Genomic DNA, 12,307 nt, shown 5'->3' on the forward strand with positions numbered 1-12,307 from the left:
CGGCTACTCGTCAGCCAGTCCTTGCGCGTCTGGCAACAGGGGTTGCAAGCGCCCATCCTGCAAACGATATTGCTGATGCATGCGTGACGCCAGCGACAGATCATGGGTGACGACCACTAGCGCAGTGCCCTGTTGCGCCTGGATCTGCAACAGCAACTCAAACACTTGTTGTGCCGTTTGCCGGTCCAGGTTGCCGGTTGGTTCATCGGCCAATATGCAGCGTGGCTGCGTGACTAATGCACGGGCCAGGGCCGCGCGCTGACGCTCCCCGCCTGACAACTCACCAGGGGTATGTTGCAGACGATGCGCCAGACCGACCTGCGTCAGATAATGTGCAGCCTGTTCCAGCGCCTGCGCCCGCGGCATACGCCGAATCAGTAGCGGCATGGCCACATTTTCCAGCGCACTGAACTCGGGCAGCAAGTGATGAAACTGATAGACAAAGCCCAGATACTGGTTACGCATGGCACTTTTTTCAGCCTCGGAGAGCCTGGTTAACGGCTTGCCCAGCCACTGCACCTCGCCATGCGTAGGCGCGTCCAGACCGCCCAGCAAATGCAACAAGGTACTTTTACCACTGCCCGAAGCGCCAACAATCGCCACATGATCACCTGCCGCCAGTTGCAAGTCGACCCCGGTCAGCACCGAGGTATCCAGCGCTTCATAACGCTTGGCCAAGCCCTGGCACTGCAATACCCAATTACTCATAACGCAAGGCCTCCGCCGGATTCATACTCGCCGCACGGGCACTGGGATACAAGGTCGCGACCAGACTGAGCAGGATAGACAGGCCCACAATCGCCGACACATCCGACCACATCAGCTTGGAAGGCAAATCACTGATGTAATACACGTCTTTGGACAAAAACTGCACATTAAAAGTATGTTCAATCCAGGGCACCACGGTCTCGATATTGAGGGCCAGCAACACGCCCAGCACCGCCCCCGACAAGGTGCCGATAATGCCTATCATCGCACCTTGCACCACAAACATTTTGCGTATGCTTTGCGGGGTTGCGCCCATGGTGCGCAGGATGGCAATATCCGCACGTTTGTCAGTTACCGCCATCACCAGCGTAGAGACAATATTAAATGCTGCCACCGCCACGATCAGCGCCAAAATAATAAACATCACTCGTTTTTCGAGCTGGATCGCCTTAAAGAAATTGGCATGTTGCTGGGTCCAGTCAGTAACGTAATAGTTGGGTCCCAGTGCCTGTATCAGCTCGCGGCTGACGCGATCGGCCATAAACAAGTCATCCAGCTTGAGGCGCAAGCCAGAAACCTGATCGCCCAGCCGGTAGAGCTTGGCCGCATCGTCCAAATGAATCAAGGCCAGGCCCGCATCATACTCATACATGCCAACCTGAAAAATCCCGGCCACAGTAAATTGCTTGATGCGTGGCACCAGTCCCGCCGGAGTCACCTGCCCTTGCGGCGCCATCAACACCACCTTGTCGCCAACACGCACGCCTAGCGCCAGCGCCAGGTCTGCCCCCAATACAATATTGAATTGGCCTGGCTGCAAATCGGTCAGCTTGCCAATTTTCATCTGGGTTGCCAGGTCAGAGACTTTGCCTTCCTGTGAAGGTAACACGCCACGAATCAGCAAGCCCTGCACCGCTTCGTCATGCGTCAACATGCCTTGCGCCATGATGTAAGGCGCCACGCCGGTGATGGGGCTGGCAACCGCCTTGGCCGGAATCTGCTCTATCTGCTGCTGCAAGTGCTGCCAGTCCGGCAAACCGGCTTCAAAGCTCCGCACTTCAATATGCGAAGCCACGCCTAAAATGCGCTTTCTGAGCTCATCCTGAAAGCCGTTCATGACCGACAACACGACAATCAGGGCCATCACACCGAGGGCAATGCCTATCATGCTGGTGAGGGAGATAAACGAAATAAAGTGATTGTTGCGTTTGGCGCGTGTATAGCGCCAGCCTATCCAAAACTCATAAGGCAGGCGCCGCGCGAGCGCACTGAAAAAGGTGTCATTCTTCATGGCCGCATCTTAACAGCTTTTAATGGCATCGCGATACCTGCCCACATTGAAAGCGCAGCTCAACCCAGGCGCGCCTCAACAGCTTGTCAGCCAAATCCGACCCAAAAATGCGGGCATGGCCGACTGAACCCAGGCAAGCTTGCCTTTAAGATGCACTCAGGTCGATGGCATGCACACCGACTGACACAACGATCTAAATCAAGAATGTAATCATAGGAGACTCGAGATGAACAAAGACATTTTCGAAGGCAACTGGAAGCAGCTTAAAGGCAAAGTCAAAGAACAATGGGGAAAACTGACCAATGATGACTTGGATGTGATCGAAGGCAAACGCGACCAGGTCGCAGGCAAAATCCAGGAACGCTATGGCATCACCAAGGATGAAGCTGAGAAACAGCTCAAAGCCTGGGAAGACAAACACCGCCACTAAGGCCTGTGCCATACCCACTTAGCATGATGCAACGCTTGGCGTTTTAGTATCATTGTCTAAGCAGAGGCGCCCCGCAGGACAAGCCCAGCTTGTCCTGCGTTGTTTCTGCCTATCAGGCCTTAACCTGTATTGCGCAAACTGGTAGCAATGCCATTAATGGTCAGCGGAATGGCCCACTTGAGTTTTTCATCGGTTTCGCCATTGCGGTAACGCTGTATCATTTCTACCTGCAAGTGATTAAGCGGATCCAGATAGGGCAAGCGGTCGCGAATGGATTTGGCGATCACCGGTTGAGTGGCCAGACGTTGCGTGGTGCCCAGCAGCAGATTGACCGCGTCGGTGGTCAGCTTGTGTTCGTGCGCAATGCGGCTGAAAATTTCTTCTCGCAAGGCCTTGTCAGCCAGCAAATGGGCATAATGGCGCGCCACGATCAGGTCTGTTTTCGCAAGCACCATATCGACGTTGTTAATCAGGGTATTAAACAACGGCCAGTGTGCCTGCATCTCCAGCAACATTTCCAGACGTGCCTGCTTCAAGGCTGGGTCGTGCGCTAAAAACTGGTGAATGGCGCTGCCCAGACCATACCAGCCTGGCAGCAGCAAGCGGCACTGCCCCCATGAGAATCCCCACGGAATCGCCCTTAAATCCTCAATCCGTCGCGTCGATTTGCGCGCGGCGGGCCGGCTGCCCAGATTGAGTCCGGCAATTTCCTCAATCGGCGTGGTATTGAAAAAGTAATCGGCAAAGCCCGGGGTTTCATAAACCAGGCTACGGTAGCTGGTCATCGCGGTGGCTGAGAGGGCTTCCATCACGCTTTCAAACGCACGCCGTTTGGCGGGCTCCAGCTGGTCGGCCGGGAACAAGGTAGCATCCAGCGTCGCCGCAATCAGGGTTTCCAGATGCTGGCGGCCGACCACCGGGTCTGCATAACGCGTGGAGATGATTTCGCCCTGTTCGGTCAGGCGAATCTGGCCATCGACGGTGCCGATGGGTTGCGCCATGATGGCCTGATAGGTCGGGCCGCCGCCACGGCCAACCGTGCCGCCACGGCCATGGAACAGGCGCAACTTGACGTTGGCCTGGTTAAACAGTTCCACCAGCGAAATTTCCGCTTTATACAACTCCCAGTTCGAGGTCAAAAAACCGCCATCCTTGTTGCTGTCCGAATAGCCCAGCATGACTTCCTGCTCATTGCCCTGGAAACGGATCACATGGCGGATGCCGATCAGGCTCAGCCATTTGCCCATGATCATGGGCGCGTCGCGCAAGTCGGCAATGGTTTCAAACAGTGGCACGATATTCAGATCGACCTGAATGTTGGCCGAGCCCCACACGCCGCGCAGCAAGCCAGCCTCACGTTGCAGCAAAGCCACTTCCAGCAGGTCAGATAAGGTTTCAGTGTGCGAAATAATATACTGGCGTACCGCATGCTCACCAAAGCGCTGGCGCACCTCACGCACCGCTTCCAGCACACCGATTTCTTTATGCACCAGCTCGGAATATTGCTGGAAAGGTGAAAACAGCAGGCGTGGTTGCTTCAGCTCTTCGAGCAAAAGGCCGATTTTCTCTTCCTCGTTAAAACTGGCGTAGTCAAAATCGTAGCCCGCCTTATGTAACAGCTCGCTAATCACCGCTTCATGCACGTCAGAGGACTGGCGGATATCGACGGTGGCCAAATGGAACCCAAACGTGACTATGGCTTTAATCAACTTGCCCAGCCGCGGATAAATCAAGGCCTCGCCATGGTGACGGCGCAAAGAATCGGCAATGGTCTGCAAGGGGTGCAGCAAGGCCTCAGGATCTTCGTAAGGCTCGTTGCCGACTTCTTCCGGCAAACTCCAGCCGGCATCGGGTAGCAAATGGCTGGCGGTCACCAGCAAACGGTCATGCACGCCATTGAGCGCGAGCCGGTAGGGTTCATCCAGCCGATGCGATGACTGGTCGCGCGAAGCTTTCGCCAAGGCCAACACTGCGTCATCCACACCAACCACGCGCGTGGACACAGCCAGCTCGCGCTTGAGCGCAGCCAGCTCTTGCAGATAGAACTTGAACAAGGTGGTGGCCTGCAGGCGCACACTGTCGCGCAAGGTGGTGCCATTCACAAACGGATTGCCGTCACGGTCGCCACCAATCCAGCTACCCATGCGCAAAATACCTGGCAAGTCCATGCCGGGCAGCCAATCTGCCAGGTCGCGCTCGATATCCTGCAGGATTTCAGGGATCACATGTAAGAAGGTACTTTCGTAATAGGTCAGTGCGTTTTCAATCTCATTGAGCACACTGAGCTTGGAGTAGCGCATCATGCGGGTTTGCCACAATGCCGACACCGCACCTTGCAACAATAGCTTGTTGCGTGCCAGTTGGCGCTCAGACACCATGTGCCCACGCTGCCCCAGCAACTCTGCAATCAGCTGCTCAATGTCCAGCACACTTTTACGCTGTACCTCGGTCGGATGCGCAGTCAGCACCGGTGAGATCAGGGCGTCTTGCAACAGTTGCTGGATTTTTTGCGGCGCGATGCCAGAGGCCTTGATTTGTGCCAGCGTGTGCGACAACATGCCAGGCGCAGGTGTATTTTGCTGGCAATGGCCGAGTTCCTGTCCGTAAAGATCTTCGGCCAAATTCACCAGATGTTTGAAATAAGCCAGTGCACGTACCACGCGCACCGTATGCTCCAGACTCAGGTCAGCGAGCAACTGCTCAAGATCTAACGAAGCCTGCTGGTCATGGTTCTGGTGAAAACGCAATGCGGCTTGCCGGATGGCGGCAATTTTCTGCGCAACCGCTGCGCCCTCCACCTCCAGAATGGCCTGATCAAGTAAATCACCTAACAACTGAATATTGTTAGACAGCCGCATTTCCGCCGTTAGCATGGCGTCGGCTGCAAGTTTTTTTATCATGATGCCTCTCCTCTAGCTTAGGTTATCCCTAGCAACAAGCAGGCCATCTAAAAGAAAGATTTTTTTACTTTAAAATCAGTGTATTGGAAGAAACGAAACTCAAGCCGCTCAGACGATGCGGTTCCCATGCACTGCCAACAGGCAAACCGGTGCACCGATTTGGGCCTCGAATCATATCGGCAACAGTCGCGTTGAACGCAGACTGTCCATCAGGCCCTGAAACGGCAAGGCCGCACAGTTTGATATATTTTTTGCGGAAATTTGCACTAGCAAAGACGCCGCAGCGATGCATCACATGGCGTTTCCTGAGGCATAATAGACAGATGAAATGCATCAATCTCGATCATTGGATGGCACAAATCCTGTCCGTCTGGCAATCGTTGGCCGCGCAGAGCGTTTGGCTGCAGGATGGCTTTTTGCTGCTGATGTGCCTGATCATCGGCTTGCTGCTATTTCTGTTTGGGACCGTGATCGGCTTGTTTACGCAATCACTGTGGGGCATTTTTACGACGGGTCGCCAGGGCAGCGACGAAGAGCACAAGTAAATAAGCGCTATTCTGGCGTCAGCCAGCGGGCAATCGCGTCGAGCTCTGCCGCACTGTCGCTGTCAAAATCTGCATAGTGATGACCGCCGGTTCTGGCATACCAGTATTCACTATTCCAACGGTCACCTTCTATTTTATGCAATACCGCATGTATCCAGTTGGCAGTGGGGTCACTATACGCCTGTGCAATCTGATGTGCGCCATGCCAGTCTCCGGCTTGCGCCAGCCTCACTGCCTGCAATAACAATGTCCGGTTAGACATGCTTGGGGTATTCAATCGTCCCCTTCTGGATGAATTCGATTTTATAGCCGTCCGGGTCTTCGATAAAGGCAATGACGATGGTGCCGTGTTTCATGGGCCCCGCCTCGCGCACCACTTTACCGCCCTTGGCCTTGACCAGCTCACACGCTTGATAGGCGTCATCCACTTCAATCGCCATATGACCATAGGCGGTGCCCATGTCATAAGTGGTTTTGCCGTAGTTGTAGGTGAGCTCCAGCACAGTGTGGTCGTACTCGTTACCATAGCCGACAAACGCCAGTGTAAACTCGCCGTCAGGATAATCCTGGGTACGGATTAACTTCATGCCCAGTACGCCAGTATAAAAGTCGATGGAACGTTGCATATCGCCCACGCGCAACATGGTATGTAAAATCCGCATTGATATCTCCTTGATCTCTGATTTTTTTAATCTGTTGTGGACGTAACCGGTCCACTCGGCTTAACCCCGCGTGGCAACAATGCGCTGATATTTCTCCAGCAATTGCTGCTTGGTTTCGCGCCGCTCAGGGTCTAGCGGAATGCAGCTGATCGGGCAGACCTGCTGACATTGCGGTTTATCGTAATGGCCGACGCATTCGGTACACAAGTCGGGGTTGATTTCATAAATTTCTGCGCCTTGCGAGATGGCTTCATTCGGGCACACGGGCTCGCACACATCGCAGTTAATACATTCATCGGTAATAAATAAAGCCATGATTTTCTTTACATCGCTACAGAGGCGCCATCACTCAGGCGATCGCCAGTTTTTGCTTGATTGCCCGTTCGACGCCTGGTGAGACAAACTGGTTCACATCGCCTCCCAGGCGCGCCACTTCACGCACCAGGCTGGAGGAAATAAACATGAACTCTTCCGCCGGGGTCATGAACAGGGTTTCCAGTTTGGGATAGAGCTTGCGGTTCATGCCCGCCAACTGAAACTCATATTCAAAGTCACTGGCCGCACGCAGGCCACGGATCACCATCTGCCCGCCCTGCGCCTGCACAAACTGCATGAGCAAGCCGTCAAAGCCGACCACATGGATGTTATCGCCTGCAAACACCGACTCTGCCAGCGCAACCCGCTCTTGCAGGCTGAACAAGGTTTGTTTGCTGGTGCTGCCAGCCACCGCCACAATCACCTGGTCAAACAGCTTGGCCGCCCTGCGCACAATATCCTCATGCCCCAGGGTGATGGGATCAAAGGTGCCTGGATAGACGGCAATTCTGGTTTTACTCATCGCTTGCTTCCGTAATCATCGTTGTGTCGTTGCTGGCTGCCGCTGACTTGATTGCATTAATCCGTGCCAGCAGCCGCATCGGCTGACGCGGGTTGCAGCAGGTGAAAATAGACCTGACCCGCTTTGCCCGATTTGACCACCTGCCAGCATGCATCGGATTTTAACGCATATTCGGCCTCAACATATAGCCAGCCTTCAGGCGCCAAATGTCTGGGCAGCACGGGCAACAATTGCGCCAGCCAGTCCTGGCGATACGGCGGGTCACAAAAAATCACGTCAAACGGCTGTTGATTGCTGCTCAGAAAAGTTCTGGCATCCATTTGCTGGATGCGGGCCTGGGTCGCCTCCAGCAGACGCTGATTCTGGCACAAAGCCGCATAAGGCGCTTTGGCCAATTCGAGCATGGTGACCGCTTTGGCATTGCGAGACAGCGCTTCAAACCCCAGCGCGCCGGTCCCCGCAAACAAATCCAGGCAGGTTTTGCTTGTCAAGTCCTGGCCCAGCCAGTTAAAGACGGTTTGCCGAACGCGGTCTGGCGTCGGGCGTAGCCCTTCGGCATCGGGAAACTTGAGCACACGGCTACGCCATTTTCCGGCATTCAATCGTACCTGATTCATGAGCGGTGGTTGATTCGAATAAATAAAGCAGCATTATCCCAGATTTTGCATCCCGACTACCCATGGCCTGCGCTAAACCGAGGGTGCACCCAAGTCATCGTGTTATGATTTCGTTAATTCATCAAGGAATATTGCTATGGAGTTCTTATTTGGCTTTGGTCTGCTGGGCGGCGTGATCGCGCTGGCGCTGTCACTGTTTTGGGTATGGATGCTGATTGATTGCCTGGCCAATCAAAGTGAAGACAAGCTGGTGTGGTTTCTGGTGATTTTCTTTTTAAACCTGCTGGGGGCCTTTTTATACTACTGGCTGGCGAGAAAAAAGCGCATGGCTTGATCTGATCCCGCTCACCGCAACAGACATAAAAGCAAAAGCCGGCAAACTGCCGGCTTTTTGTTATTCCGCACCAACAATCACGGTGGCAAAATGCTCAGGATGGATGCGGCGCTTGAACGCATCATTCACCTGTTGCACAGTGACGGCTGCGACCTTGTCATTAAAACTATCCAGGTAATCCAACGGCAATTTGTAAAAGCCGATCATGTTCAGGTACTCCAGAATCTTGCTATTACTGTCTATACGCATGGGAAAACCACCAATCAGGTTATCCTTGGCCGCAGCCAGCTCCTTTTCTGTCACGCCTTGATCGACAAATTTCTTTACGGTGGCCATCACCAGCTTGAGCGCTTCTTCACTTTGCTCTTTTTTGGTTTGCAGCCCGATCTGGAATGGTCCCAACTGGCTCATGGGCATAAAGTAGCTATACACGCTATACGCCAGACCGCGCTTTTCACGGACTTCCTCGGTCAGACGTGACACAAAACCACCGCCGCCCAAAATATAGTTACCCACATACAGCGCAAAGAAATCCGCATCGCCGCGTTTATTGCCAGGCTGGCCAACCAGGATGTGTGCCTGCATGGCCGGATGCGGCACTTTTTTCAGTTTGGGCGCAGACAACACTGGCACGGCGGGGATATCGGCCACCGCAGGTCCTGCTGGCAGACCAGCACTCAGACGCTGCGCAATCTGCCGGGCCTGATCCGGGGTCAGATCCCCCATCAGGGCGATCACGGCAGACTTTGCCGTATAGTGGCTTTGATAAAACTGCCGCAACTGGCTCACCGTCAGCGATGGCACCGTACCCACTTCACCGTTTTGATCCAGGCTGTAAGGATGCATGCCGTACACCGCCTGCATAAAGGCTTTTTGCGCAATGCTATCCGGCTCCGTTTCGGCCTCTTGCAACGCGGCCACAATACGGGTTTGCTCACGGCTCACGACGGCTTCAGGAAAATCCGGCTGGTGTAACACCAGCGTAAACGCGTCCAGTGCGGCCTGCTGTTCGCTGGTCAAAGTACGTAACTTGAAGCTGGCGCGGTCTGCATCAAAACTGCCCCCCAACACCGCGCCCACATCGGCAAAGCGGTTAGTTAGCGTTTCCTCTGCCAACCCGCCCGCGGCCATGCCCATCACATGATGGGTTAACGCGGCGGCACCACTGCTGTCTGGCTGGTCATAAGCGCTGCCTGCACGAAAATTGATGCTGACATCCATCATGGGCAAGGCATGATTTTCAACAAAATAGACTTCGCTGCCCTCCGCGGTGGTCCAGTGCTGAATATTCAGTGCGGCGCATGCCAGGCTGGCATAGCCTTGCAGCAGGCTGATCAACAAGACCGTGTTGAATACCCGGTGTTTAAATAAAGTAACGACTTTCATGAAATTCCCAAATCAAACGTTCAAAGAACGGATTAATGTTGATGCGGCCGACCGGCGGGCTTCTGGTTAGGATCCATCGGTTGTGGGTCCAGGCTGACCAGCGTCATTTGGTCTGCGACCAGATATTTTTTGGCCACGGCCTGCACTTGTTCAGAGGTGACCGCCTGCACGCGTGCCGCATTGGTTTGTAGCAAGGATAAAGGGTAATGCATGGTTTCCAGCTGGCCGATCTGCATGGCCTGATAAAACATGGAGTCACGTTTGTAGACATCGGCGGCAATGACCGCGGCTTTCACTCGATGCAGCTCAGCCGGCGTGACGCCGTTGTTTTTGACTTCTTCAATTTGTGCCCAGATCGCCTTGATCAGCGCCTCTTGCGAGACGCCTTCACTTGGCGAGGCCGCCACCTCAAATGTCGAGGTTTGACCGCGGTTGGTACTGTCATACCCCGTGTCAATTTCAAGCGCAATCGCCTGCTCACGCACCAGTTTCTGGTTGAGGCGTGACGCATCATTGCCACTCAGAATGCTGGACAACACTTCAAGCGCATAAGGCTCCCAGTCCTGCTCGCTGTAAGCCGCCGCATTTTTGAGCGCGGGCGCGTGAAACCCCATCACAAAAAAGGGCAACTTGGCTGGCGCCTTCACAATGGCCCGGCGCTCACCAATCTGGGCGGGCTCCACCTGTGGCTTACGCACAGGTAAAGGCTTGGCCGCCAGTTTGCCAAAGTTTTTTTCAGCCAGCGCAAACACCTCCTGCGCCTTGACGTCACCGACCACCACCACTGTGGCATTATTCGGCGCATACCAGGTGCGGTACCACTCACGGGCATCATCAGCAGTCATATTTTCAAGATCATTCATAAAGCCGACCACCGGGCGGCCATAAGGATGGGCACGATAGACCGAAGATTCAAATTGTTCGTTGACACGTGATTGCGGCTTGTCTTCAGTACGCCAGCGGCGTTCCTCTTTCACCACCTCAATCTCTTTGGCAAACTCGGCATCGGTAATCTGCAAATGGGCCATGCGGTCTGCTTCCAGCGTAAAGGCCAGCGGCAATCTGGATTTTTCCAGTTGCTGGAAATAACAGGTGTAATCTTTGCTGGTAAAGGCGTTTTCTTTGCCGCCCGCAGCCGCAATCTGGCGGGAAAACTGCCCAGCCGGGACTTTTTGCGTGCCTTTAAACATCATGTGTTCCAGCACATGGGCGACCCCGGTTTTGCCATTCACTTCATCCAGCGAACCGGCGCGATACCAGACTTGTGAGACAACGACGGGCGCGCGATGATCTTCCTGCACAATGACTTTGAGTCCGTTTTTAAGGATTTTCTGCGCAATCTCTGCCTGTGCTTGCGCGGCATGAGCGCTCATCAGCAGGACCAGGCACAGCCCCAATCGTGGCAAGCACGCAAAAGAATAAGATTTTTTCATATCTGACTTTATGAATGATGAATAGGTTGTTTTTAGCTTGATGTGTATCGCCATGCATGTGACCGACACAGCGCGGACTAAGTTCGGAGGCCTGGCGACTCAAGTGCTCAGCTTGACGTGGCGGGAAACGTCGATTCGGCTTAAAATAGTCATATTACAGAGTTTTAGATTGCCATGTTTAATCCTTTCGCCAAAAAATCCGAGCCAGCGACGCCTGCCCAACCTGAACCGACCAGCCTCAGCTGGGCGCAGCGTCTCAAAAACGGGCTGGCCAAAACCCGTCAGCAGCTGGGCGGGCAGTTAAGCGCCTTGTTTGGCGGTGGCAAGATTGATGAAGACATTTACGAAGAACTCGAAACCATCCTGCTAACTTCGGATGTCGGCGTCAGTGCCACCCAGCACCTGCTCGAACAACTGCGCAGCCGTGTCAAAAAGCATGATCTGCAAGACACCATTGCACTGAAACAGGCGTTGAAAGACACGCTGCTTGACCTGCTGACGCCCTTGCAAGTGCCGCTAGAGGTCAAGGATCACCAGCCATTTGTGATGATGATGGTCGGCGTGAATGGCGCTGGCAAAACCACCACTATTGGCAAACTGGCCAAGTATTTGCAGGCCCAGGGCAAAAGCGTGCTGATTGCCGCAGGGGATACGTTTAGGGCCGCTGCCCGAGAACAGTTGCAGGTGTGGGGCGAGCGCAATGATGTGCACGTCATTGCCTCAGAGAGTGGCGACCCGGCGGCAGTGATTTACGATGCGGTGAACTCGGCCATGGCCAGAAAAATCGACGTGGTCATCGCCGATACCGCAGGCCGCTTGCCCACGCAATTGCACCTGATGGATGAGATTAAAAAAGTGCAGCGTGTCATCGACAAAGCGTTGCCTGGTGCGCCACACGAAATTTTGCTGGTGCTGGATGCCAACACCGGCCAGAACGCAGTCAACCAGTTAAAAGCCTTTAACGAGGCGCTCGGTGTCACCGGCCTGGCCTTAACCAAGCTGGATGGCACCGCCAAAGGCGGCGTCATTGCCGCGATTGCGCACCTGAGCCAGCAATCGGCAAGTAAGATTCCGGTGCGTTTTATTGGCGTGGGGGAAAGTATTGATGACCTGCGCCCGTTTGACGCCCATGACTTTATTGACGCCTTGATTGATGACTAGCC

General features: G+C 54.3%; 14 protein-coding genes. 4 read left to right on the top strand and 10 right to left on the bottom strand.

The annotated features are described in order from the left end of the window. Nucleotides 1-3: 3 nt before the first annotated feature. Both lolD and INP77_RS07220 read right to left on the bottom strand, forming a co-directional pair. Complete coding sequence (gene lolD / locus INP77_RS07215; protein WP_194748328.1) at nucleotides 4-708, bottom strand: lipoprotein-releasing ABC transporter ATP-binding protein LolD; 705 nt, start codon at nucleotides 706-708, stop codon at nucleotides 4-6. After that, nucleotides 701-1,999: a lipoprotein-releasing ABC transporter permease subunit gene (locus INP77_RS07220; protein ID WP_194748329.1), complete on the bottom strand. Its 1,299-nt coding sequence runs from the start codon at nucleotides 1,997-1,999 to the stop codon at nucleotides 701-703. The genes lolD and INP77_RS07220 overlap by 8 nt, the downstream gene beginning before the upstream one ends. A gap of 226 nt (nucleotides 2,000-2,225) precedes the next feature. Here INP77_RS07220 and INP77_RS07225 point away from each other — a divergent pair, with 226 nt between their 5' ends. Next, the gene (locus INP77_RS07225) at nucleotides 2,226-2,429 is read left to right on the top strand and encodes a CsbD family protein (RefSeq protein ID WP_194748330.1); all 204 of its coding nucleotides are present in this window, start codon (nucleotides 2,226-2,228) and stop codon (nucleotides 2,427-2,429) included. Nucleotides 2,430-2,548: 119 nt separating this feature from the next. Here the strand turns inward: INP77_RS07225 and ppc are convergent, their stop codons facing one another. Further along, nucleotides 2,549-5,329, bottom strand: a complete 2,781-nt coding sequence (ppc, locus tag INP77_RS07230) for a phosphoenolpyruvate carboxylase (RefSeq protein WP_194748331.1) — start codon at nucleotides 5,327-5,329, stop codon at nucleotides 2,549-2,551. Nucleotides 5,330-5,652: 323 nt separating this feature from the next. Here ppc and INP77_RS07235 point away from each other — a divergent pair, with 323 nt between their 5' ends. Further along, complete coding sequence (locus tag INP77_RS07235) at nucleotides 5,653-5,874, top strand: hypothetical protein (RefSeq protein WP_194748332.1); 222 nt, start codon at nucleotides 5,653-5,655, stop codon at nucleotides 5,872-5,874. A 7-nt stretch (nucleotides 5,875-5,881) separates the two neighbouring features. Here the strand turns inward: INP77_RS07235 and INP77_RS07240 are convergent, their stop codons facing one another. Genes INP77_RS07240 through rsmD form a run of 5 tightly spaced genes read right to left on the bottom strand, consistent with a single transcriptional unit; the run spans nucleotide 5,882 to nucleotide 7,991 of the window. Continuing rightward, nucleotides 5,882-6,136 carry a hypothetical protein gene (locus INP77_RS07240; protein WP_194748333.1) on the bottom strand — a complete coding sequence of 85 codons (255 nt, stop codon included), beginning with the start codon at nucleotides 6,134-6,136 and terminating at the stop codon, nucleotides 5,882-5,884. Next, nucleotides 6,129-6,536, bottom strand: a complete 408-nt coding sequence (gene gloA / locus INP77_RS07245) for a lactoylglutathione lyase (RefSeq protein WP_194748334.1) — start codon at nucleotides 6,534-6,536, stop codon at nucleotides 6,129-6,131. The genes INP77_RS07240 and gloA overlap by 8 nt, the downstream gene beginning before the upstream one ends. A 60-nt stretch (nucleotides 6,537-6,596) precedes the next feature. Next, the gene (locus INP77_RS07250) at nucleotides 6,597-6,851 is read right to left on the bottom strand and encodes a YfhL family 4Fe-4S dicluster ferredoxin (protein ID WP_194748335.1); all 255 of its coding nucleotides are present in this window, start codon (nucleotides 6,849-6,851) and stop codon (nucleotides 6,597-6,599) included. 34 nt (nucleotides 6,852-6,885) lie between these two features. Next, entirely contained in the window at nucleotides 6,886-7,374 is a 489-nt protein-coding gene (gene coaD, locus INP77_RS07255) for a pantetheine-phosphate adenylyltransferase (RefSeq protein ID WP_194748336.1), read from the bottom strand. Nucleotides 7,375-7,430: 56 nt separating this feature from the next. Continuing rightward, nucleotides 7,431-7,991, bottom strand: a complete 561-nt coding sequence (rsmD, locus tag INP77_RS07260; protein ID WP_194748337.1) for a 16S rRNA (guanine(966)-N(2))-methyltransferase RsmD — start codon at nucleotides 7,989-7,991, stop codon at nucleotides 7,431-7,433. 136 nt (nucleotides 7,992-8,127) lie between these two features. On the opposite strand from rsmD, the gene INP77_RS07265 reads away from it, so the two are divergent. After that, a complete protein-coding gene (locus tag INP77_RS07265; protein ID WP_194748338.1) occupies nucleotides 8,128-8,325 on the top strand; it encodes a PLDc N-terminal domain-containing protein in 198 nt (65 codons plus the stop codon). A 60-nt stretch (nucleotides 8,326-8,385) separates the two neighbouring features. Here INP77_RS07265 and INP77_RS07270 read toward each other — a convergent pair whose 3' ends face one another. Together INP77_RS07270 and INP77_RS07275 are read right to left on the bottom strand one after the other, a co-directional pair. After that, nucleotides 8,386-9,711: a pitrilysin family protein gene (locus INP77_RS07270; protein WP_194748339.1), complete on the bottom strand. Its 1,326-nt coding sequence runs from the start codon at nucleotides 9,709-9,711 to the stop codon at nucleotides 8,386-8,388. Between the two features lie 32 nt (nucleotides 9,712-9,743). Next, complete coding sequence (locus tag INP77_RS07275; protein WP_194748340.1) at nucleotides 9,744-11,084, bottom strand: pitrilysin family protein; 1,341 nt, start codon at nucleotides 11,082-11,084, stop codon at nucleotides 9,744-9,746. A 234-nt stretch (nucleotides 11,085-11,318) separates the two neighbouring features. Between INP77_RS07275 and ftsY the strand changes: the two genes are divergently transcribed. After that, complete coding sequence (gene ftsY / locus INP77_RS07280; RefSeq protein WP_194748341.1) at nucleotides 11,319-12,305, top strand: signal recognition particle-docking protein FtsY; 987 nt, start codon at nucleotides 11,319-11,321, stop codon at nucleotides 12,303-12,305. Nucleotides 12,306-12,307 lie beyond the last annotated feature (2 nt).

This window comes from Methylophilus sp. 13 (genome assembly GCF_015354335.1).
Classification (GTDB): Bacteria; Pseudomonadota; Gammaproteobacteria; order Burkholderiales; family Methylophilaceae; genus Methylophilus; species Methylophilus glucosoxydans.